Raw genomic sequence first — 22042 nt, 5'->3', positions numbered from 1 at the left:
ATCAGAAGGGGCTATTGGCTCAGGCTGCCAGCGTATGCTCGCGGAATGCGCTCAGCAGCTCTTCGGTAAACTTCAGGCGTTTCTGGCGATCGGTCAGATCCAGCATAAACTTCAGCTTGCTCGGCCCGTCCAGGCGATAGACCTGCGGATTGCTTTGCAACAGCCCAATTAAATAGCCTGGGTCGACCCTGTTTTTTTCGCCAAACTCTATAAATCCACCGCGTTCATTACCTTCGATACGCTTGATGCCCAGTAACTGCGCATGTTGACGCAGCGCCGCGCTTTGCAGCAGGTTACGCGCCGGATCCGGCAGCAGGCCAAAGCGGTCAATCAGCTCCACCTTCAACTCTTCGAGTTCACCGTCGTTTTTCGCGCTGGCGATGCGCTTATAGAACGACAGGCGAGTATTGACGTCTGGAATGTAATCGTCCGGCAGCAGGGCGGGCATGCGCAGCTCCACTTCGGTCTGGTTGCTGGTGAGATCTTCCAGCGAAGGCTCGCGTCCGTTTTTAAGTGCGTCGACTGCGCTTTCCAGCAGTTCCATATACAGCGAGAAACCGACGGTGGTCATCTGGCCGCTCTGGTCTTCACCGAGCAGTTCGCCTGCGCCGCGGATCTCCAGATCGTGGGTGGCCAGGGCAAAGCCGGCACCCAGGTCTTCCAGTGATGCTATGGCTTCCAGACGTTTATGGGCGTCGGTGCTCATGGCTTTCGGGGGCGGCGTCAGCAGATAGGCGTAGGCCTGATGGTGCGAACGCCCGACGCGGCCACGTAGCTGATGCAGCTGCGCCAGCCCGAAGCGATCGGCACGCTCGATGATAATGGTATTGGCGCTGGGAATGTCGATGCCGGTTTCAATAATGGTGGTGCAGACCAGTACGTTAAAGCGCTGGTGGTGGAAATCGTTCATCACCCGTTCCAGATCGCGTTCACGCATTTGGCCGTGGCCGATGGCAATACGCGCTTCCGGCACCAACTCCGCCAGTTTTGCTGCGGCTTTTTCGATGTTTTCAACGTCGTTGTACAGGTAGTAAACCTGGCCGCCGCGCAGCACTTCACGCAGGATCGCCTCACGTACCACCAGGCTGTCGTACTCGCGGACAAAGGTTTTTACCGCCAGGCGACGGGCCGGTGGAGTGGCAATAATCGACAGGTCGCGCATGCCGCTCATGGCCATATTCAGGGTACGCGGGATCGGCGTCGCGGTCAGCGTCAGAATATCCACATCGGCACGCATTGCCTTGATGCGTTCTTTGTGGCGCACGCCGAATCGGTGTTCTTCATCGACAATCAGCAGCCCCAGATCTTTCCAGCGCAGATCGCTCTGCAGCAGTTTGTGGGTACCGATGATGATATCTACTTTGCCGTCGACGGCATCGTCCATCACCTGTTGCTGTTCCTTGGCACTGCGGAAGCGCGACATCATCTCAATGCGGATCGGCCAGGTGGCGAAGCGATCGCGGAAGTTGTCGAAATGCTGCTGCGCCAGCAGGGTGGTTGGTACCAGTACCGCGACCTGTTTGCCGTTCTCCACCGCCAGGAAGGCGGCACGCATCGCCACTTCGGTTTTGCCGAATCCGACGTCACCACACACCAGACGGTCCATGGCCAGTGGCTGGCACATGTCACTCAGCACGGCGTTAATCGCCTGCTCCTGGTCCGGGGTGGTCTCAAACGGGAAGGCCTGACAGAACAGTTGATACTGCTCGCGGTCATGTTTAAAGGCGAAGCCGGTTTTGGCGGCGCGTTGGGCGTAAATATCCAGCAGTTCTGCCGCCACGTCGCGCACCCGCTCGGCGGCTTTTTGCCGTGCACGCGACCAGGCATCACCGCCCAGTTTGTGCAGCGGTGCGTTTTCGTCGGCACCGCCGGCATAACGGCTGATCAGATGCAGCGACGAGACCGGGACGTAGAGTTTATCTTCACCGGCGTAGGACAGGATCAGGTACTCGGCCTTGATGCCACCGGCTTCCAGCGTGGTCAGGCCAACGTAACGGCCAACGCCGTGTTCCAGATGCACCACCGGCTGGCCGGGGTGCAATTCTGCCAGATTGCGGATCAGAACATCGGTATTGATGGTGCGACGATTGTCTTGCCGACGGCGACTGACGCGTTCACCGAGCAGATCGCTTTCGCAGATCAAGGCCCGGTTGCGCATGCCGTCAAGGAAACCGCGCTCGGAGGCGCCGACCATCATGTAGCGGCCCGCCAATTCGGCCTGATCGAGATGCTGGATCAGTGAAGGACGGAGTTTGATGCGGCCGAGCAGATCCTGCAGCGTTTCGCGACGCCCCTCGCTTTCGACCGAGAAAATAATGCTGCCATCGAAGCTTTCAATAAAGTGACGCAGGCTGTCCAGTGGCGCTTTCTGCTGGGCTTGTACCGCCAGATCCGGCAGCGTGCGGTAATCCAGATTGGTGTTACCGGCTTTGGCAGGCAGCTCTTCGGTTTTCAGCGCCATGCGTGGCCAGGCTTTCAGTTCACCAAACAGCGCATCAACCCGTAGCCACAGGCTGTCCGGTGCCAGCAGCGGCCGCATAGGATCGACGCGGCGGCTCTCATAGCGTTGGTTGACGTCCTGCCAGAAGCGTTCGGCGGCGCTCTCCAGATTACCGGTATTGACGATCAGCGTGTTGTCCGGCAGGTAACTGAACAACGAAGGCAGCGGTTGGCTGAAAAACAGCGGCTGCCAGTATTCGATACCGGCCGGCCAGGTGCCTTTGCTGACCTGCTGATAAATATGTTCGGCGTCGCGACGCACCTCAAACTGCTCACGCCACTGACTGCGGAACAGCTCGATGGCATTTTTGTCGGTTGGAAATTCATGGGCCGGCAGCAGGTTGATGGCATCGACTTCGCTGAGCGTGCGCTGGTTGTCGACATCAAAGGTGCGCAGGCTGTCGATCTCGTCATCGAAGAAATCGATGCGGTAAGGTTCTTCGCTGCCCATAGGGAACAGATCAAGCAGCGCACCGCGGGTGGCAAATTCGCCATGTTCCATCACCTGGTCAACGCTGCGGTAGCCGGCCTGCTCCAGTTGAGCGCGCAACTTGTCGCGCGACAGGCGCTGGCCTTTTTTCATCACCAGCGCGTGGCCGTGCAGAAATTCGTGTGGGCAAACGCGCTGCATCAGGGTGTTGACCGGCAAAATGATCACGCCGCGCACCATGGTCGGCAGATGGTACAGGCTCGACAGACGGGCCGAGATAATTTCCTGATGCGGTGAGAAGCTATCGTAGGGCAGGGTTTCCCAGTCGGACAGCGTGGTGACCATTTGATCGGTAAATTGCTGAATTTCGTCGCGCAGACGCAGGGCATTTTGCATGTCCGGGGCGATCAGCATCACCGGCCCGTTGTGACGTTCGACAATCTCGGCGCATTCCACGGCACAGGCCGAGCCGGTCAGTTGCCCCAACTGGCGCAAATCGCCCGCGCGCTCAGGCAGGGAATAACGGGAGGATGAAGAAGAAGCAGAACGGTTACGGTTATCGGAGATGCTCATGAAGGTATCTTTAATCAATGTGTTAAATTTCGCCCTGGCACAAATCACGCTGCGCCTTTACCCGGTAATACTAGCCCACTGGGCAGTAAACTGACATAGGTAAAAGCGCTATGCGGCGGTCTATTGGCGTATGTTTAACCTCCAGATGGCGTTATTCCTGCGCCGCCATGGCGAGATAGTCGGCGATTTTATCGACGTCAACGTTGCCGCCGCTGACGATCACCCCGACCTTTTTGCCGCGCAAATCGAGCAGCGAATTCATCGCCGCCGCTGCGGCCAGGCAACCTGTCGGTTCGACCACCATTTTCATCCGCTCCATAAAGAAGCGCATCTGCCGACATAACTGCGGGTCGCTGACCGTCAGGATATCCTCGACGTACTGCTGAATGATTGGGAAGGTCAGCGAACCCACCTGTTGAGTCTGTGCGCCGTCGGCGATGGTTTTTGGTAGCGGGATCTGTACCGGCCGGCCACTGCGAAATGCCTGCTGCACATCGTTGCCCGCCTGTGGTTCCACGCCGAACACCCTACAGCCCGGCGACCAGTGGTGCGCGGCGACCCCGCTGCCGGCCAGCAAGCCACCGCCGCCGGTGCAAACCAGCAACACATCCAAAGGGCCGACTTCCTCAATCAGTTCTTTGGTGGCCGTGCCCTGACCGGCGATCACCTGCGGGTAATCGTAAGGGGGGATCATGGTCAGACCCTGTTCGGCCGCCAGCCGTTGAGTAATGGCTTCGCGGTCTTCGCTGTGGCGCTGATAAATCACTACGTTGGCACCGTAACCGCGCGTTGCCGCCAATTTGGCCGCAGGGGCGTCGTGCGGCATCACTATGGTTACGTTAACTCCCAGTTCCTTCGCCGCCAACGCCATGGCCTGCGCGTGGTTGCCGGAAGAGAAGGCAATCACCCCGGCCTTGCGCTGCGCATCACTCAATTGAGCAATCGAGTTGTATGCGCCGCGGAACTTGAAGGCACCGACGCGCTGGAAATTCTCACATTTAAAGAAAAGTTGCGCGCCGCTAAGGCGATCGGCCTGCTGCGAGGTCATGACCGGCGTACGGATGGCATGTCCGGCCAGAATTTCTGCGGCGGTAGAGATATCGGCGGCGGTGATACAGTGGGGCGTTGAACTCATGGCGACCTCGCGCTGGTGAAAGGGTGATTGATTACCCGGAAATTTTAATTTACTCTTTGTTAAGTTATTGTCAAATGGTTAAGTTAATGAGCGATCTCAGGCAGGAAAATGCGCTGTTACTGCGCGAAGCGGAAAAAATTGTCCAGGCGCTGGGCGTGATGTTTGCCCCCAGTTGTGAAGTGGTGCTGCACGATCTGACCCAGCCGGAGAGTGCTATCGTCGCCATCGCCAATAATCTGTCTAACCGCAACATTGGTGACGCCGCCAGCGAAATGGGGCTGGAACGTATTGCCTCGCCGGATTTTCCTGACGTGGTGCAAAACTATGCCAATGCCTTCCCGGACGGCCGCCCGGCCAAAAGCACTTCAATAGGTCTGCGCAACAGTCAGGGCGTTTTTGTGGCCGCGATTTGTCTTAATCTGGACGTCTCGATTTTCAACAGTGCCACCGCTATTTTGCAGCAGTTAACCGCCGTGGTGCAGAGCACGCCGCAGCCGGTTGCCGAAGGTGTACGCTCGCTGTCGGACATCGCCTCGGTGATCAACAACTTTGCGGCTTCGCATGCCACCGCTCCGCGTGCGCTCTCTTCCGAGCAACGTTTTCAGGCTCTCCAACTGTTAAAGCAGCAGGGCTATCTGCAACTGCGCGGCGCAGCCACCATGGCGGCGGAAGCCCTGGGTATTTCGCGGGTGTCGGTTTACAACCTGTTAAAGCGTGACGCCGGGTGACGTGCTGCCGTTAGCAGGATCAGCGGAATAAAAGGCGTCAGGGTGGTTCCCTAAACGGGGTATAGCCTTTATTATCCTTGATCACTTTCGCTTAAGCTACGGCAACAAAACGGATTTCATGTATCAACCTGTCGCGTTATTCATTGGCCTGCGTTACATGCGCGGGCGGGCTTCAGACCGCTTCGGGCGGTTTGTTTCCTGGCTTTCCACCATCGGCATTACGCTGGGGGTGATGGCGTTGGTTACCGTCTTGTCGGTGATGAACGGTTTTGAAAAGGATCTGGAGAACAATATCCTCGGCCTGATGCCGCAGGCGTTGATCACCAGCCCGCAGGGGTCAATCAACCCGCAACAAATCCCGGCATCGGCGGTGCAGGGCTTGCAGGGTGTCAGCCGCGTTGCGCCCTTGACTACCGGTGACGTGGTGCTGCAAAGCGCCCGCAGCGTAGCGGTGGGGGTGATGCTGGGGGTGAACCCGGACGAAGCCGATCCGCTGACGCCGTTTCTGGTGAACGTCAAACAGCAACAGCTGCAGCCGGGCCAATACAACATCATCATCGGCGAACAGTTAGCCGGGCAGCTTGGCGTTAAACGTGGCGATCCGCTGCGGGTGATGGTGCCGAGCGCCAGCCAGTTCACACCGATGGGTCGCATTCCGATCCAGCGTCTGTTTACCGTGATTGGCACCTTCCATGCCAATAGTGAAGTAGACGGTACCCAGATGCTGGTCAATCAGCAGGACGCTTCGCGCCTGCTGCGCTATCCGGCCGGTAATATCACCGGTTGGCGCCTGTTCCTGCAGCAGCCGCTGACGGTCGATACCCTCAGCCAACAGAAATTGCCGCAGGGTACCGAATGGAAAGACTGGCGCGAACGCAAGGGCGAGCTGTTCCAGGCGGTACGTATGGAGAAGAACATGATGGGGCTGTTGCTTAGCCTGATCGTGGCGGTGGCGGCATTTAACATTATTACTTCCCTTGGCCTGCTGGTAATGGAAAAGCAGGGCGAAGTGGCTATTTTGCAAACCCAGGGCCTGACGCGTCGACAGGTGATGGCGGTGTTTATGGTACAGGGTGCCAGCGCCGGTATTATCGGTTCGCTGCTCGGCACGCTGCTCGGGGTGTTGCTGGCCAGCAATCTTAATAACCTGATGCCGATCCTCGGCGCATTGATTGACGGCGCATCGCTGCCGGTGGCGGTTGATCCGCTGCAGGTGACGGTCATTGCCGTAGCGGCGATGGCGGTTTCCCTGTTGTCCACGCTTTACCCTTCATGGCGCGCTGCCGCCGTACAACCCGCTGAGGCTTTACGTTATGAGTAACCATCTTTTGTTGCAGTGCGACAACCTGTGCAAGACGTATCAGGAAGGCAACCTGCATACCGACGTACTGCGTAATGTCAGCTTTGCCATGCAGCCGGGCGAGATGATGGCGATTGTCGGTAGCTCGGGCTCCGGGAAAAGTACTCTGTTGCACCTGTTGGGCGGGCTGGATTCACCGACCTCCGGCGAGGTGATTTACAAGGGCCAGTCGCTCAATACGTTGTCCTCGGCGGCCAAGGCCGAACTGCGCAACCGCCAGCTTGGTTTTATCTACCAGTTCCATCACCTGTTGCCGGACTTTACCGCACTGGAAAACGCCGCCATGCCACTGTTGATTGGCGGCATGAAACCGGCGCAGGCGCAGGAAAAGGCGCTGGAAATGCTGACCGCGGTCGGGCTGGAAAAACGCAGCAAGCACCGGCCTTCAGAACTGTCCGGCGGTGAACGTCAGCGCGTGGCGATTGCCCGTGCGCTGGTGAATAATCCGTCGCTGGTTTTGGCGGATGAACCCACCGGCAACCTGGATAAACGCACCGCCGACAGCATCTTTGATCTGCTCGGTGAACTGAATGTGCGCCAGGGCACCGCGTTCCTGGTGGTGACCCATGACCTGCAATTGGCCAAGCGCCTCAGTCGCCAGTTGGAAATGGCTGACGGCCATCTGCAGGCCCAGTTGACCCTGTTGGGGGCTGAGTAATGGCAGGCGCGTCACTTTCCTTTCTGACGGCCCTGCGTTTCAGCCGTGGGCGCAAGCGTGGCGGTATGGTGTCACTGATTTCGGTGATTTCCACCATCGGTATTGCGCTGGGCGTGGCGGTGCTGATCGTCGGCCTGAGTGCCATGAACGGTTTTGAGCGCGAACTGAAAAACCGCATTCTGGCGGTGGTGCCACACGGTGAAATCGAACCGGTGAAACAGCCATTCAAAGACTGGTCGTCGATTCTGCAACGGGTGGAAAAGGTGCCCGGCATTGTGGCTGCCGCCCCCTATATCAACTTTACCGGCCTGATGGAAAATGGCGCGCAGCTGCGTGCGGTTGGCGTCAAAGGCGTTGATCCTCAGCAGGAAAATCAGCTGAGCGCCTTGCCGAAATACGTGCAGGGCGACGCCTGGGCCAACTTCAAAAGCGGTGAGCAGCAGGTGATCCTTGGCAAGGGCGTTGCCGATGCCCTTGGCGTCAAGCAGGGCAGCTATGTGACGGTGATGATCCCCAACAGCGATCCGCAAATGAAGCTGTTGCAACCGAAACGTATTCGTCTGCACGTGACCGGTATTTTGCAACTTAGCGGACAGCTTGATCACAGCCTGGCGATGGTGCCGTTGGCCGATGCCCAGCAGTATCTGGATATGGGCGACAGCGTGACCGGCATTGCCATCAAGGTGAACGACGTATTTGCCGCCAACAAACTGGTGCGTGACGCCGGCGAGGTCACCAACTCCTACGTTTACATCAAGAGCTGGATTGGCACCTACGGCTATATGTACCGCGATATCCAGATGATCCGCGCCATCATGTATCTGGCGATGGTGCTGGTGATCGGGGTTGCCTGCTTTAATATCGTTTCTACGCTGGTGATGGCGGTGAAGGACAAGAGTGGCGATATCGCCGTGCTGCGCACCCTGGGTGCCAAAGACGGGTTTATCCGCGCCATATTTATTTGGTACGGCCTGTTGGCCGGGCTGGTGGGCAGCGTCAGCGGCGTGGTGGTCGGGGTGATCGCCTCGCTGCAACTGACCAATATCATCAAAGGGCTGGAAAAGCTGATGGGGCACTCATTCCTGTCGGGAGATATTTACTTCATCGACTTCCTGCCTTCCGAGCTGCACTGGCTGGACGTGGTGATTGTATTGGTGACCGCGCTGGTACTCAGCCTGTTGGCTAGCTGGTATCCGGCCAGGCGCGCCAGCCGTATCGATCCGGCACGAGTGTTGAGCGGACAATAATCAAAATCAGGGGAGGCAGAGATGCCGCCCCATTTTTTTAGCCTGAGGGTGGGTTATGTACTACGGTTTCGATATGGGCGGCACCAAGATTGAGCTGGGCGTATTCGACGCAGACCTGCAGCGCATTTGGCAAAAAAGAGTGCCGACGCCGCGTGAAGATTATCAGCAACTGCTGGCGACACTGCGCGATCTGACCTTTGAAGCCGATGCGTTTTGCGGCCAGAAGGGCATGGTCGGCATCGGCATTCCGGGTCTGCCCAACGATGACGACGGCACCGTGTTCACCGCCAACGTGCCGGCGGCGATGGGGCAGAAGTTGCCGCATGACCTGGCTGAACTGATTGGTCGTGAAGTGCGTATTGATAATGACGCCAACTGCTTTGCGCTTTCGGAAGCCTGGGACGAAGAGTTCCGACACTATCCAACGGTATTGGGCATTATTCTCGGCACCGGGGTTGGCGGCGGGTTGATCGTTGATGGCAAGGTGGTCTCCGGGCGCAATTATATCGCCGGTGAATTCGGCCACTTCCGCCTGCCGGTAGATGCCCTTGAGGTGCTGGGCCGTGATATACCTCGCGTTCCCTGTGGCTGCGGTCATCAGGGTTGCATCGAAAATTACATTTCCGGCCGCGGTTTTGAGTGGATGTACGCCCACTTTTACCAGCAGCACTTGCCTGCGCAGCAGATCATTGCGCATTATCAGTCGGGTGAGCCGCAGGCCGTGGCTCACGTCGAACGTTTTATGGACGTGCTGGCGATATGTCTGGGTAATCTGCTGACCATCATCGATCCCCATCTGGTGGTGATTGGCGGTGGTTTGTCGAACTTTGAAGCGATCTACCAGGAATTACCGCAGCGTTTGCCGGCACATCTGTTGCGCGTGGCCAAGTTGCCACGGATTGAAAAGGCGCGCTACGGCGACGCCGGTGGGGTGCGCGGAGCCGCGTTCCTCAATTTGGTCAACAGGGAAAAGTAAGGAGAGAGTTAATGCACACTCGCCATCGGCTGTGTCAGTTTCGCAAGAGTAAGCATGTGCTGCATCAGCGCTTTCGTTCGCGGATTTTTCATCGCGATACCATGGCGGCCGCCGAGCTGAAAAAGCCGTTTGTCGTGGTGTTGACCGGGGCCGGGATCTCGGCTGAGTCGGGTATTCGCACCTTTCGCGCTGCCGACGGGCTGTGGGAAGAACACCGGGTGGAGGACGTTGCCACACCGGAAGGCTATCAGCGCGATCCGCAGCTGGTTCAGGCGTTTTACAATGAGCGTCGCCGCCAACTGCAGTCGGCAGAGATTGCGCCTAATGCCGCGCACCGTGCCCTGGCCGATCTGGAAGCCTGGCTGGGAGATAACTTCCTGCTGGTGACGCAGAATATCGATAATCTGCACGAACGTGCCGGCAGCACCCGGGTGCTGCATATGCACGGCGAACTGCTGAAAGTGCGCTGTACCAGTTCCGGGCAGGTATTTGACTGGCCGGAAGATCTCAGCGTCGAGGATCGCTGCCATTGCTGCCAGTTCCCGGCACCGCTGCGGCCGCACATAGTATGGTTCGGCGAAATGCCGCTGGGCATGGATGAAATCTATCAGGCACTGGCCAAGGCAGACTTTTTCGTTGCTATTGGCACCTCAGGCCACGTTTATCCGGCCGCCGGTTTTGTGCATGAGGCCCGCTTGGGCGGGGCGCACACCATGGAGCTGAATCTGGAACCCAGCCAGGTCGAGAGCCAGTTTGATGAAAAACACTATGGCCAGGCCAGCGCCGTGGTACCGCGCTTTGTGCATAAATTTCTGGTCGGCAAGGTAGCACGAGCGGATCAGCCTTAAGTTTGACCCCAGGGGAAAGTTTTTTCTCCCTGGGGTTATACACCCGCCGCTCCACGAGTTGTCCATCCAGAAAATACCCAGCTTCTTTCGTCATAATAGCGCCAACGGGGTGACGGTGAACTTCAAACAGGTATTCAGTCAGGCAGATCTGAGCAAAACGGATCTGGCTATTCTCAACTGTATTCTCGATAACCCCGATGCCTGCATCGACGAGGGCATTCGTGCGCTGTCCGCCCGTTGTTATAGCTCGCCGTCAACGGTTGTGCGGCTGGCCAAAAAGTTGGGATTTCGCGGCTATCTGGAGCTGGTGTATTTTATCAAATTCAATCTGGCCATGGCACCGGCCTATCTGGCTGAAAAGTCGGCCCCCGTGGCGGTTAGCGTGCAGCAGCAGGCGCAGTTCCTCGATCTGCTCGACGAGGGCAAAATTCTGATCCACGGTAGCGGTTTCTCGCAGCTGGTGGCGCAGTACATGTACAACAAGTTTATGACTCTGGGCATCGACAGCTATCTGTCGCTGTGGCCGGACTTCGATATTCTCGATCGGGAGACGCGTTTTCGTTTCAATATGGTGATCGTGATTTCAAAATCGGGCAATAGTGGTTCGGCATTGAACTGGAGCGAGGCGGTGAAGCGTAACGATATCCGGCTGGCGGCGTTCTGTGGCGACGGTGACAGCCCGCTGGCGCAGCAGGCCGATATGAGTTTTATCTACGAAGATCGCCAAAAATATGACCATGATATCTATTATCCCAACCCGTTCTTTGGTCACTGTTTGCTGGGGTTTGAAAACCTGATCAAAGCCTGGTTTGAACGGCGCAGCCGCTGAGGCCGCGCCGCCGGGATTAACGCCAATGTTCGGCATATTGCCGATGGGCCTGCAGGTACTCCTCCACCAGCGTTTTCGCCAGCGAGTAGGAATTCACCAGCGGGTGCACCATCAAAGCTTTGATGGCCTTTTTACGGTTACCTTCCAGAATCGCTTCTACTGCCAGCCTTTCGTACTCTTTCACCCGGGCGATCAGGTTTTTCTGCGTATCGGGAATATCGCGCATTTTCACCGGATGAATGCCCGCACTGCTCAGTTCACAGCTGATTTCAATCACGTCCTCAGGATGCAGGAAGTCCAGCGTGTCGTTGTTTTGCATCGATACCACCACGCGTTTTTGCTGGCCACTGCTCACCGCCTCCAGAATATCGATCGCTACGCCGGCGTAGCCGCCGCTGTCCGGTTGTTCGATAAACTGTTGCAGCGTCAGCATGGCACGCTCTTTCACCTTGCCCTGGCTGGACTCGCGCTGCATGTACGAGTTTTCGCGCGTCAGATAATGGCTGAAATAGAGGCTGAAGGCTTTATCCAGTTGGTTTGGGATGTCCAGCTCGGCCAAGTCTGCCAACATCTGCCGGTTGATCTGCGCAATTTGCTCGCCGCGGGTTTCACCGGCGCTGACGATAGCGGCGATCGCTTGTTCGCGGTAGTAGTAGTAATACAGATACTCGTTGAGCATCAGGTTATCGGAGAGTTCGACCAGCTCGGGTGAGAAGTATTTCATGCAGGTGTCGCGGTACAGGCGTGGGTCCGCCAGCAACCGTTCGGTTACCGGTTCGCCGTTGACCCTGGCATTGCGGAACCAGGACAGGTGATTCAGGCCAAAGCAGTCGATACTCAATTCACTCTCGCGGCAACCCAACAGCTCGGCCAGTTCGCGAATAAACTCGCTGGGCGCGTCACAGATGCCGTACACCTGGCGTTTAAAGCCCGATTTGATGATAGCTTCGGTCACCATGCCGGAAGGGTTGGTGAAGTTGAATAGCACTGCGCCTGGCGACGACAGCTGTTCGATCATTCGGCAGTAATCGATAATCGCCGGGATTGAACGCATCGCCATGGCGAAGCCGCCGGCACCGGTGGTTTCCTGCCCCAGAACCTGATGGTCGAGCGCGATGCGTTCATCATAAATACGGCCTTCTTCGCCGCCGATACGCAGGGTGGTGATGATATAGTCTGCACCGCTCAGTGCCTGATGCGCATCGCTGGTCAGGCTGAAGGCGATATCGCTGCGAATACGCTGGAATACCCCCTGAGCGATGGCACCGTATACGGCCAGTTTATGTTGATCGGTGTCCATAAACACCACTTCAGTGACGCCGATACGGTGGGCATTGTAGGCGATAGATTTGGCCAGGAACGGCGAACGCACACCGCCGCCGCCCAGAACGGTTAATTTCATTTAATATCTCCCAAATTAATAAATGTCAGAGTGCTGCTAAATACTTCTCGACCTGGTTTTTGACCTTGCCAACGGTGACACCATAAATAACCTGCACCTCGCGCCTATTTTTCACCACGCCTTTGGCTCCGGTACTTTTTAATGCCGCTTCATCTACCAGTTGCATGTCTTTTAATTCAACCCTGAGCCGGGTGAAACAGTTGTCGACGGAAATAATATTGTCTTTGCCGCCTAGCGCTCGAATAATGATCCCACTCAATTCATTAGGCGCATTTTTACTATTTTGATACTCAAGTTTTGAATAAAGTTTGACCTCGTCGTCATCCTCGCGGCCCGGCGTTTTTAAATTAAGCTTCAGCACCAGCGTTTTGAATACCAGGTAATAGACGGCGAACTGAATCAGGCCGATCACCACGTACAGCGGCCAGCGAGTGAGGGCCACCGGCAACGGCAGGTTATACACCAGGAACTCAATCAGGCCGCTGGCGCCCCAGGGCCGCACCTCGAACAGGTTGCAGGCTACCTGTGACAGCGCAGTCAGCACCGCATGGATCACCCACAGCAGCGGCGAAATGAACAGGAAGGTGAACTCGATCGGTTCGGTGATGCCCACCAGAATCGAGGTGGTGATGGCCGGGATCAGGATAGCCTTGGCCAGCATTTTCTTTTCCGGTTTGGCGGTGTGATAAAAAGCCAGCGCCGCGCCTGACAGGCCAAAGATGGTCACCATACCCTGCTGCGAGAAGCGTAGCGCTTCATTCATCAACGGCGAGATACTCGGGTCACGCATATAGGCCAGGAAAATCGCCTGAGAGCCAGAAACGGTGTGGCCATCCTGCACGATCGAACCGCCGATGCTGGTGAGCTGGAACGGAGACCAGATGAAGTGGTGCAGCCCGGTGGGAATCAGGAATTTCTCGAAGAAACCGTAAACGAATACGCCAAGCGAACCGGAGCTTTTCATAAAGCCGGTCAGCGAGATCAGGCCGTGTGAGATAGCCGGCCACAGATAGCTGAAGGCGATGGCATACAGCACAATCACCGGCGTCATGGCGATCAGCACCAGTTTGGAGCCGCCATAAACCGATAACACGCCATTGAGTTCAACGTTGCACAGGCGGTTATGCACCCAGGCGATAGTCATGCCGAGGATCAGGCCAAGAAATATGCCCATATCCACCACGGTGAAACCCAGCAGTTCGGTTTGCCCGGTGCCGTAAAATTCGCCGTTGATTTTTTGCGCTACGTGGCCGCTAAGCTGCAGATAAGACGAGTTGGCGCCGAGGAACATGATAAAGCACATTACCGCCACCAATGCGGCCTCGCTCTTTTTATCCCTGGCTAATCCATAGGTAATACCGATACAGAATATCAACCCGAGATTACCAAATAATGGCCAGAAGGTATCGCCGAGCATTTTCCCCACATGGAAAATCCCGGAGTTTTCATTTACCAAGGTGGCATTGGTAAGAATAGAACTTAACGCCAGGATTAAACCAATAACCGGCAAAAAGAATATCGGGCCCATCATGGCTTTGGAAAAAAGCTGCAGCTTGCTTAAGATATTATCGATAATACCTTTCATGTCAGTTCCTTTTTTATATTTTAATGGATAACGACGTTGACGATAAAGCTCCCTGGGATGGCGAAAAAGAAAGGGGCAAACTCTGCCTTGGCTAAGTTATAGGAGGAAAGATTCGGTGATGCAATTAGTGGGCGGAAATAGGCACCGGTGGTCAGTGGCTGACAACCGGTACCCGTCGTGAAGAGGATCACACAACAGAGGCCGTGGCGGACGATGACTTCGGGCGTGGCGACCTGGGCAATGCGGAAAATCATCACAAGGTTTAATGATTTCCGTTAAATCTGGCTAAAAATGACCTGTCGCAATATTTGATCCGGATCGGTTCCGCATAATGAAACGCGATATTCTGAGGGCGGATACCATGGATAAACTACTAGATCGTTTTTTTAACTACGTCTCATTCGACACGCAATCCAAAGCGAACGTCAAACATGTGCCGAGTACCGACGGGCAAATGAAGCTGGCGCGCGCGTTGCAGCAAGAAATGATTGAACTGGGGTTTGAACGGGTGTCGCTCAGCGAGCATGGCTGCGTGATGGGCACTTTACCGGGCAACGTTGCCTGGCCCGTACCGGCCATCGGGTTTATTTCCCACCTGGATACTTCACCGGATTTTTCCGGCAAACACGTTAACCCGCAGATCGTCGAAAGTTACCGCGGCGGCGATATTGCATTGGGCATTGGCGATGAGGTGTTATCTCCGGTGATGTTCCCGATCCTGCACCAGATGCTGGGGCAGACGTTGATCACCACCGACGGCAAAACGCTGCTCGGTGCCGATGACAAGGCAGGCATTGCCGAAATTCTGACTGCCATGGTGCGCTTGCAGCAGGGCAAAATCCCTCACGGCGATATTCGCGTGGCCTTTACGCCGGACGAAGAAGTGGGCAAGGGCGCACGGTTTTTTGACGTTGACCAATTCAACGCCGAGTGGGCCTATACCGTGGATGGCGGTGGTGTCGGTGAACTGGAATGCGAGAACTTCAATGCGGCGTCGGTGACGGTGAAAATTGTCGGCAATAATGTTCACCCTGGGAGCGCTAAAGGGGTGATGGTGAATGCCCTGTCACTGGCAACCCGTATTCAGCAGGCGTTACCGGCGGATGAAACCCCGGAAACCACCGCCGGTTATCAGGGTTTTTATCATCTCAGCAGCCTCAAGGGCAGCGTTGAGCGCGCAGAGATGCACTATATTCTGCGTGATTTCGAGCGTGAGGGTTTTGAGGCCCGCAAACGTCGGATGTTTGAGGTTGCCCAGCAGGTGGGCAAAGGCCTGCCGCGGGATTGTTATATCGAAGTGACGATTGAAGACAGTTACTACAACATGCGCGAACAGGTGGCAGAGCATCCCCATGTGATTGCGCTGGCGCAACAGGCGATGCGTGATTGTGATATTGAGCCTGTGATGAAGCCGATCCGCGGCGGCACCGACGGCGCTCAGTTATCGTTTCGCGGCCTGCCTTGTCCGAATCTGTTTACCGGCGGTTATAACTATCATTGCAAGCATGAGTTTGTTTCCCTTGAAGGGATGGAACAGGCGGTGGCCGTGATTATGCGCATCGCTGCGCTGACGGCAGAACACGCCAAATAGCCCCGATTGTGATTATTATAATTGCTTGCCGCAACAATGATTTGCTCCTAGTGTAGAACATATTTTCCGCACAAGGAGCCGTATCATGAGCAGTGAACACCGTATCGATCGCCAATGCCTTGAGCAGTTTGTGCAGGCCATTTGGCGCCATGCCGGCAGTAGCGAGCGAGAGGCCGGGCTAGTGGCCGAACATCTGGTTCAGGCCAATCTGGCCGGGCACGACTCCCACGGTGTCGGCATGATCCCGAGCTATATGGCGTCGCTGGCGCAGGGGCATTTACAGCTTAACGTTCATGCCCAGGTGGTACGTGACGCCGGTGCGGTCCTGACGATTGACGGTGGTCAGGGGTTCGGCCAGGTGGTCGCCAGTGAGGCGATGGAGAAAGGCATCGAGCGCGCCGGGCAACTGGGGCTGGCGGCGGTGGCATTAAATAACTCGCACCATATCGGCCGTATTGGCCACTGGGCTGAACAGTGTGCACGCGCCGGTTTTATCTCCATTCACTTCGTCAATGTCGTGGGCGATCCTATGGTGGCCCCCTTTGGCGGCAGCGATCGTCGCTTTGGTACCAACCCCTTCTGCGTTATTTTCCCCCGTACCGGTAAAAAGCCGCTGCTGCTGGATTTCGCCACCAGTGGCATCGCCTATGGTAAAACCCGCGTGGCTTACAACAAAGGTTTGAACGTCGCGCCAGGCTATCTGATTGACCAGCATGGACAACCCACTCTCGAACCCAAGGTGATGCACGAGCAGCCGTTTGGCTCGCTGCTGCCCTTTGGAGCGCATAAAGGTTATGCGTTGGCCGCCCTGTGCGAGATCCTTGGCGGCGCACTGTCGGGCGGACGAACTACCCATAGTGCTACGCTGAAATCCAACAGCGACGCCATTTTCAACTGTATGACCACCATTATCCTTAACCCAGAGGCCTTTGCTGCACCCGAGATGCAAAGTGAGGCTGAGGCGTTTATTGACTGGGTGAAAGCCTCGCCGCCAAGTGACGGTCGGCCGATTGAGGTGCCGGGGGAGTGGGAAGAGGCGAATCGCGAGCAACGCTTGCAGCAGGGGATCCCGATAGATGCCAATACCTGGCAGCAGATTTGCGAGGCAGCCAGGCAGGCGGGTATGCCGGACGAGGAGCTTGATGCTTACCTGACGCAGGCGCTGCGAGCATAAAAAAAGGCCACTCGCCTGGGGCGAATGGCCTTATTGGAATGACTTCAGTTTCAGTCTTTAAAATACCAGTAGCCGTTGTTGATCAGTGCGGTCAGCAGCGCCAGGAACGACGGGTCGTCTACCGCGTCACCCAACTGGGTGGCATTAACGCTGAAGTTCTGGCACATGGCATCGACAGCCTGCAGATGCTCGGTATCCATCAGTTCGCCGTTCACAAAGCACTGGTCACCCACACGCAGTACGCGCAGGCCACCCAGACGTTGTAATGGCTCGCCCTGCTGTAGCAGTTCGTAGATTTCGCCTGCCTGATAAGGTGGCTCCGGCGGCGCGGCATCCAGCTCGTGGCGGGTCTGGGAGATAAACTCGCCGAACCACTGTTGGAAGTGTTCCGGTTGCTCAACCAGACTCAGCATCATCTGGCGCAGGGCATCGACTTCCTGCGGCAGCACTTGCGCCGGATGCTCACGCAGCTGAATGTCCGGATCGCTGTAACGTTTGCTGCCCAGTTCGCGCGCCAGCACGTGGTCGGCAAAGCCGCTGATCAGTTCACGCCCGTTCGGCGCGCGGAAGCCCACCGAGTAATTCAGCGCGTTTTCCAGCGCGTAGCCTTCATGCGGGAAGCCCGGCGGAATATACAGAATATCGCCCGGTTCCATTTCTTCATCGATAATGGCGTCGAAAGGTTCAACCTGCAGCAGGTCCGGGTGCGGGCAGTGCTGCTTCATCGGCACTTTTTCGCCCACGCGCCAGCGACGGCGCCCGGTACCCTGAATGATAAACACGTCGTACTGATCGAAATGCGGGCCAACACCGCCGCCCGGCACCGAGAACGAAATCATCAGATCGTCCATCCGCCAGTCCGACAGTGGGCGGAACGGACGCATCAGCGCGCTGGAAGGCTCATGCCAGTGATCAACCGCCTGTACCAGCAGCGACCAGTTGTTCTCGCCAAGGTGGTCAAAACTTTCGAAAGGACCGTGCGCCACCTGCCAGCGGCCGTCCTGGTGGCTAACCAAACGGCTGTCCACTTCGTTTTCCATCGCCAGCCCAGCCAGCTCATCCGGGGAGATCGGATCGATAAAGTTTTTGAAGCCACGCTTCAGAATCACCGGACGCTTTTGCCAATAACGTTGCAAAAAATCGTTCCAGTCCAGATCTAATTGATAATCCATGTTCTATTCCAGGATAGAGGAGTGAGCCTGAGTGCGATTATAACGGAAGTTTGGCCCCGTGGATCGGGGCCTGAGCAACAGAATTTACTCGTTATGGTGGGAGTCGTGCTGACGAGCGAAAGTGACCTGCATACGTGCACCGCCCAGCGGGCTGTCACTGATGGTAATGGAGCCGTCGTACTGCTCGATAATCTCCGCCGCTACCGATAATCCCAAGCCCTGACCGGGGCGCAATGTGTCTACCCGTTGGCCGCGCTGGAAGATCAACTCGCGTTTGCTTTCCGGAATGCCCGGACCATCGTCATCGATGACGACGGTGAGGTATTTATCGGAGTGGAGGGAGGTGATTTCCACGAACTCCAGACAGTACTTGCAGGCGTTTTCCAGTACGTTGCCCATCACTTCCATAAAGTCGTTTTTTTCACCCATAAAGGTGACTTCCGGCGAGATATCCAGCGTGATCACCACGCCTTTACGCTGATATACCTTGTTCAGCGCTACCGTCAGGCTGTCCAGCAGGGCCGGTACCGAATGGATCTCGCGGGTCAGCACCGTTTGCCCCGAGTTGATGCTGGCGCGGTGCAGGTAATAGCCAATTTGCTGAGAGATACGCCCGATCTGCTCCAGCATGATCGGTTCGACTTCCTCGATGGTGGTTTGCTTGCCGGTACGCAGTGAGCGCAAGGTGGTTTGCAGTACGGCCAATGGGGTTTTCAGACTGTGGGTCAGATCGGAAAGTGTGGTGCGGTATTTGGTATAGCGCTGGCGTTCGTTGCGAACCAGAATATTCAGATTGCGTACCAGTCCGCGCAGTTCGCTGGGCGGGTTCTCGTCGAGCTGTTCCCGTTCACCGTTTTCCAGCTCGCCGACCTGATTCACCAACGCCTGGATCGGTCGCAGGCTCCAATAGGCCGCCAGCCACAGCAGGGGCACCACCAACAGCAGGTTGGCCAGCAGCACATAGCTGAACCATTCCCAGACTACGTCTGAACGCTGAAGTTCTTGCGGGATAGTGTCGACCACCACGATGCTTAGCGCCGGCAATCTTGCGGTCGCCGCGTAGGTATTGACCGCCACGGAGTGGGTCAGCGCATTCTGGTCGTTGTCGTCATAGTCTTTGAGCTGATCCTGCGCCTTGGGGTTGTTACCCAGGACTTCGCTACTGATACGGGTATCGGTATCAATTTCGTAGAAACCGGACTCTTCCAGCCACTCTTTGTTGATCCGTTTTTCCAGTTCCGGTACCTGACGCTGGCTCCACAGCAGCTTGCCTTTATCGTCGTAAATAAACACCAGGGTAGGGAAGTTGAGATCGATATCGGGCGGAATGGCAATGGTGAGTTTGTTGTCTTTCCATTGGGCCAGGCTGAAGAACAGGTTGCTTTCACCGCGCAGCAGGCGGAAGGCAGTTTTGTCGAAGCTGACGATATAACCCACTACCGCCACCAGGCCATAGGACAGCGACAGCGCCAGGATCACCCCGGCGGTTGCCATCAAAAAGCGGGCGCGTAGGGAAAAAGGCTTTTTATTTTTGTTGAACATCATGTTCACTTCGCATCAAAACGATAGCCCTGGCCACGAACCGTGGTGATCACTTCCTGTGGGTATTCGGCCTGCACCTTTTTACGCAAACGGCCCATCAGTACGTCGATGGTGTGGCTTTCGCGCAGTTCGGCATCCGGATACAGCTGCAACATCAGCGAGTCTTTACTGACCACTTTACCGGCGTTGCGGATTAAGGTTTCGATAATGGTGTATTCAAACGCGGTCAGTTTGATTTGCTGTTCGTTGACGCTCAGCTCACGGCGCGAAAGGTCGATTTGGAACGGCGGCAAGACGATCACCTGGGAAGCCAGGCCGCTGTTACGGCGCATCAACGCCTGCATGCGGGCAATCACTTCTTCCAAATGAAACGGCTTGGTGACGTAGTCATCGGCACCGGCTTCCAGCACCGCTACCTTGTCTTGCCAGCTTTCACGGGCGGTCAGCACCAGGATCGGTAATTTCATTTGGTGGGCACGCCAGCGGCGGATCAGGCTCAGGCCGTCTTCGCCCGGCAGGCCGAGATCGACAATCGCGATGTCCGGCGCATGCTCCTGCAGGAAATAATCGGCTTCCTTGGCATCTTCTGCCGCATCAACCTGGTGGCCCATTTCACGCATCTGTACGGAGAGGTGGTGGCGCAGTAAACCATTATCTTCAACAACCAGTACTCGCATGGCGGACTCCTGTAAATCTGCGGGTGAACATCCTGTCACCCACGCTGTAAAGGTAACACGCTCGGCAGCGTGTGAGGGATAGCGTGCAACAACCTTGGTCATCCGAACGTGATATTGACGTTATGGTAGGTATAACCGGCATTTACCGCAAGGGACGCAGAGCCTTGGCAGGAAATAAGCGCTATCGATTTTTGGTGCGCGGTCATTATCGGCAACGTCCAATAAACGTTGGATAAACAATGCCCATGAGAAGTTAAACCAAACTTAAACGAGAAGGGCTGTGAGAACAAGACAGGAGCCCAATTGTCTGGGCCCCTGGCAGGTTTTAAGGTTGCTGCGGTTGGGTGACGCTGTTTTTGCGGATTTCCTGTACCTGAGCGGCGGTGACCGCCGGTGCATCATTGCCCCAGCTGCTGCGCACAAAGGTGGCGAGTTGGGCAATCTGTTCGTCGTTCAGACGCCAGCCAAAGTCCGGCATGGTCAGCCCGGTTGGCGCGTCGACGGTTACCGGCGTACGGGAACCCTTGAGGATAATGCTGATTAGCGAGGACGGGTCGTCGCTTAACAGCGCCGGGTTATGCGCCAACTGTGGGAAGGTATCGCGATAGCCCTGACCGTCGCTGCGGTGGCAGGCGGCGCAGTTATCCAGATAGGTCTGGGCACCGGGTTGGCTGACGTTGCCGTTTAGCAGCATTTTGGCCGTCCCTCCGCCTTGTACCTGCGAATTTTCCTTACTGACGGCCGGTAATGATTGCAGATAAGCGGCGATGGCGCGCAAATCGGCATCACTCAGGTGCTGAGTGCTATCTTGCACAACATCAATCATTGAACCGAAAGCGGAAAATCGCCGGTTATGGCCGCTCTTCAGGAAGCGGGTGATATCTTCCGCGCTCCACTTGCCCAGCCCGCTCACGGCGTCCGCCCGCAGGTTGGCAGCATGCCAGCCTTCCAGTGTGCCACCCGTCAGATAGGCGTCGTCACTCTGGCTGAGCGCTTTTTCCTGGAAACCGATACCGCGTGGCGTATGGCAAGAACCGCAGTGGCCCAGGCCCTGAACCAGATAGGCGCCGCGATTCCAGTCGAGGCTTTTTGTCACATCCGGCCGATATGCGCCGTCCTCCCGGAAGGCCAGATTCCACAAGGCCAGCGGCCAGCGAATACTCAGCGGCCAAGGGATATCGCTGTCCTTATTTTGCTGAACCACGGGTTTAACCTGCCGGGTGAAATACAGGTAGAGGTCGCGTATGTCGCCATCATTGATTTTGGCGAACGAAGGATAGGGCATCGCGGGGTAGAGCCGGGTGCCGTTGCGGGCGACGCCTTTACGCAAGGCATCGCTGAATTCCTGCAGACTGTATTCGCCGATGCCGGTTTGTTTATCCGGCGTGATGTTGGTGGAATAGATAGCCCCGACCGGGGTGGTCATTTTCAGCCCGCCGGCAAAGGGCTGGCCGCCGGGGCCGGTATGGCAGGCGGCGCAATCACCGGCGCGTGCCAGATATTCCCCATGTTGCAGCCGTGCCGCCAGTTGCGGGTCGTCGGTCGCCTGCACCGTGGTGGCGCCCAGCATCAACAGCGCCAGCAGCGAGGGGGTAAGTCCTTTCATGTGAAACTCC

The 22042-nt window shown here is 56.6% G+C and carries 18 protein-coding genes; 9 read left to right on the top strand and 9 right to left on the bottom strand.

Annotated features, from left to right (window positions below):
- Nucleotides 1-19 precede the first annotated feature (19 nt).
- Together mfd and FCL49_RS04800 are read right to left on the bottom strand one after the other, a co-directional pair.
- Nucleotides 20-3502: a transcription-repair coupling factor gene (gene mfd / locus FCL49_RS04805; RefSeq protein ID WP_174352629.1), complete on the bottom strand. Its 3483-nt coding sequence runs from the start codon at nt 3500-3502 to the stop codon at nt 20-22.
- A 151-nt stretch (nt 3503-3653) separates the two neighbouring features.
- Nucleotides 3654-4637 (bottom strand): threo-3-hydroxy-L-aspartate ammonia-lyase, encoded by a 984-nt coding sequence (locus FCL49_RS04800; protein WP_174352628.1) that lies wholly within the window; start codon nt 4635-4637, stop codon nt 3654-3656.
- A gap of 86 nt (nt 4638-4723) precedes the next feature.
- Here FCL49_RS04800 and FCL49_RS04795 point away from each other — a divergent pair, with 86 nt between their 5' ends.
- From FCL49_RS04795 to FCL49_RS04765, 7 genes are all read left to right on the top strand, one after another.
- Entirely contained in the window at nt 4724-5365 is a 642-nt protein-coding gene (locus FCL49_RS04795; RefSeq protein WP_174352627.1) for a helix-turn-helix transcriptional regulator, read from the top strand.
- 118 nt (nt 5366-5483) lie between these two features.
- Nucleotides 5484-6686, top strand: coding sequence for a lipoprotein-releasing ABC transporter permease subunit LolC (gene lolC, locus FCL49_RS04790; RefSeq protein ID WP_174352626.1), 1203 nt, complete (start codon nt 5484-5486; stop codon nt 6684-6686).
- A complete protein-coding gene (gene lolD / locus FCL49_RS04785) occupies nt 6679-7383 on the top strand; it encodes a lipoprotein-releasing ABC transporter ATP-binding protein LolD (RefSeq protein WP_135316175.1) in 705 nt (234 codons plus the stop codon). Before lolC ends, lolD begins: the two co-directional genes overlap by 8 nt.
- Complete coding sequence (gene lolE, locus FCL49_RS04780) at nt 7383-8630, top strand: lipoprotein-releasing ABC transporter permease subunit LolE (protein ID WP_174352625.1); 1248 nt, start codon at nt 7383-7385, stop codon at nt 8628-8630. The genes lolD and lolE overlap by 1 nt, the downstream gene beginning before the upstream one ends.
- Before the next feature lie 55 nt (nt 8631-8685).
- Complete coding sequence (gene nagK, locus FCL49_RS04775) at nt 8686-9606, top strand: N-acetylglucosamine kinase (RefSeq protein WP_112362595.1); 921 nt, start codon at nt 8686-8688, stop codon at nt 9604-9606.
- A gap of 11 nt (nt 9607-9617) precedes the next feature.
- On the top strand, nt 9618-10454 hold the full coding sequence (cobB, locus tag FCL49_RS04770) for a Sir2 family NAD+-dependent deacetylase (RefSeq protein ID WP_174352624.1): 837 nt from the start codon (nt 9618-9620) through the stop codon (nt 10452-10454).
- A gap of 115 nt (nt 10455-10569) precedes the next feature.
- The gene (locus FCL49_RS04765) at nt 10570-11283 is read left to right on the top strand and encodes a MurR/RpiR family transcriptional regulator (RefSeq protein WP_017892496.1); all 714 of its coding nucleotides are present in this window, start codon (nt 10570-10572) and stop codon (nt 11281-11283) included.
- 16 nt (nt 11284-11299) lie between these two features.
- Here the strand turns inward: FCL49_RS04765 and FCL49_RS04760 are convergent, their stop codons facing one another.
- From FCL49_RS04760 to FCL49_RS04750, 3 genes are read right to left on the bottom strand one after another with little or no spacing between them, the layout of a single operon-like run.
- On the bottom strand, nt 11300-12685 hold the full coding sequence (locus FCL49_RS04760) for a glycoside hydrolase (RefSeq protein WP_174352623.1): 1386 nt from the start codon (nt 12683-12685) through the stop codon (nt 11300-11302).
- A 25-nt stretch (nt 12686-12710) separates the two neighbouring features.
- Nucleotides 12711-14270: a PTS transporter subunit EIIC gene (locus tag FCL49_RS04755; protein WP_174352622.1), complete on the bottom strand. Its 1560-nt coding sequence runs from the start codon at nt 14268-14270 to the stop codon at nt 12711-12713.
- 20 nt (nt 14271-14290) lie between these two features.
- Entirely contained in the window at nt 14291-14524 is a 234-nt protein-coding gene (locus FCL49_RS04750) for a hypothetical protein (RefSeq protein ID WP_174352621.1), read from the bottom strand.
- A gap of 107 nt (nt 14525-14631) precedes the next feature.
- Between FCL49_RS04750 and pepT the strand changes: the two genes are divergently transcribed.
- Nucleotides 14632-15861: a peptidase T gene (pepT, locus tag FCL49_RS04745; protein ID WP_174352620.1), complete on the top strand. Its 1230-nt coding sequence runs from the start codon at nt 14632-14634 to the stop codon at nt 15859-15861.
- An 85-nt stretch (nt 15862-15946) separates the two neighbouring features.
- Nucleotides 15947-17035 carry a malate/lactate/ureidoglycolate dehydrogenase gene (locus FCL49_RS04740; protein ID WP_174352619.1) on the top strand — a complete coding sequence of 363 codons (1089 nt, stop codon included), beginning with the start codon at nt 15947-15949 and terminating at the stop codon, nt 17033-17035.
- 50 nt (nt 17036-17085) lie between these two features.
- Here the strand turns inward: FCL49_RS04740 and FCL49_RS04735 are convergent, their stop codons facing one another.
- The 4 genes from FCL49_RS04735 to FCL49_RS04720 form a co-directional block, all read right to left on the bottom strand.
- A complete protein-coding gene (locus FCL49_RS04735) occupies nt 17086-18207 on the bottom strand; it encodes a ribosomal protein uL16 3-hydroxylase (RefSeq protein WP_174352618.1) in 1122 nt (373 codons plus the stop codon).
- A gap of 84 nt (nt 18208-18291) precedes the next feature.
- Nucleotides 18292-19749 (bottom strand): two-component system sensor histidine kinase PhoQ, encoded by a 1458-nt coding sequence (gene phoQ, locus FCL49_RS04730; protein ID WP_174353469.1) that lies wholly within the window; start codon nt 19747-19749, stop codon nt 18292-18294.
- A 5-nt stretch (nt 19750-19754) separates the two neighbouring features.
- A complete protein-coding gene (gene phoP / locus FCL49_RS04725) occupies nt 19755-20426 on the bottom strand; it encodes a two-component system response regulator PhoP (RefSeq protein ID WP_012006437.1) in 672 nt (223 codons plus the stop codon).
- A 325-nt stretch (nt 20427-20751) separates the two neighbouring features.
- On the bottom strand, nt 20752-22032 hold the full coding sequence (locus tag FCL49_RS04720; protein WP_174352617.1) for a cytochrome c: 1281 nt from the start codon (nt 22030-22032) through the stop codon (nt 20752-20754).
- Nucleotides 22033-22042: the final 10 nt, after the last annotated feature.

Origin of the sequence: Serratia proteamaculans (assembly GCF_013337185.1) — a bacterium.
GTDB classification, from domain to species: Bacteria; Pseudomonadota; Gammaproteobacteria; order Enterobacterales; family Enterobacteriaceae; genus Serratia; species Serratia proteamaculans_D.
Note: the sequence above shows the minus strand (reverse complement) of the source record. Positions and strands in the feature narration are given on the sequence as shown.

Excerpts from the sequence above, each read along its gene's own strand:
- lolE (WP_174352625.1), top strand. The coding sequence starts at position 7,383 with ATGGCAGGCGCGTCACTTTCCTTTCTGACGGCCCTGCGTTTCAGCCGT.
- FCL49_RS04735 (WP_174352618.1), bottom strand. The coding sequence starts at position 18,207 with ATGGATTATCAATTAGATCTGGACTGGAACGATTTTTTGCAACGTTAT.
- FCL49_RS04750 (WP_174352621.1), bottom strand. The coding sequence starts at position 14,524 with ATGATTTTCCGCATTGCCCAGGTCGCCACGCCCGAAGTCATCGTCCGC.
- FCL49_RS04795 (WP_174352627.1), top strand. The coding sequence starts at position 4,724 with ATGAGCGATCTCAGGCAGGAAAATGCGCTGTTACTGCGCGAAGCGGAA.
- FCL49_RS04720 (WP_174352617.1), bottom strand. The coding sequence starts at position 22,032 with ATGAAAGGACTTACCCCCTCGCTGCTGGCGCTGTTGATGCTGGGCGCC.
- phoP (WP_012006437.1), bottom strand. The coding sequence starts at position 20,426 with ATGCGAGTACTGGTTGTTGAAGATAATGGTTTACTGCGCCACCACCTC.
- cobB (WP_174352624.1), top strand. The coding sequence starts at position 9,618 with ATGCACACTCGCCATCGGCTGTGTCAGTTTCGCAAGAGTAAGCATGTG.
- lolD (WP_135316175.1), top strand. The coding sequence starts at position 6,679 with ATGAGTAACCATCTTTTGTTGCAGTGCGACAACCTGTGCAAGACGTAT.
- FCL49_RS04740 (WP_174352619.1), top strand. The coding sequence starts at position 15,947 with ATGAGCAGTGAACACCGTATCGATCGCCAATGCCTTGAGCAGTTTGTG.
- phoQ (WP_174353469.1), bottom strand. The coding sequence starts at position 19,749 with ATGTTCAACAAAAATAAAAAGCCTTTTTCCCTACGCGCCCGCTTTTTG.
- nagK (WP_112362595.1), top strand. The coding sequence starts at position 8,686 with ATGTACTACGGTTTCGATATGGGCGGCACCAAGATTGAGCTGGGCGTA.
- pepT (WP_174352620.1), top strand. The coding sequence starts at position 14,632 with ATGGATAAACTACTAGATCGTTTTTTTAACTACGTCTCATTCGACACG.
- FCL49_RS04760 (WP_174352623.1), bottom strand. The coding sequence starts at position 12,685 with ATGAAATTAACCGTTCTGGGCGGCGGCGGTGTGCGTTCGCCGTTCCTG.
- mfd (WP_174352629.1), bottom strand. The coding sequence starts at position 3,502 with ATGAGCATCTCCGATAACCGTAACCGTTCTGCTTCTTCTTCATCCTCC.
- FCL49_RS04800 (WP_174352628.1), bottom strand. The coding sequence starts at position 4,637 with ATGAGTTCAACGCCCCACTGTATCACCGCCGCCGATATCTCTACCGCC.
- FCL49_RS04755 (WP_174352622.1), bottom strand. The coding sequence starts at position 14,270 with ATGAAAGGTATTATCGATAATATCTTAAGCAAGCTGCAGCTTTTTTCC.
- lolC (WP_174352626.1), top strand. The coding sequence starts at position 5,484 with ATGTATCAACCTGTCGCGTTATTCATTGGCCTGCGTTACATGCGCGGG.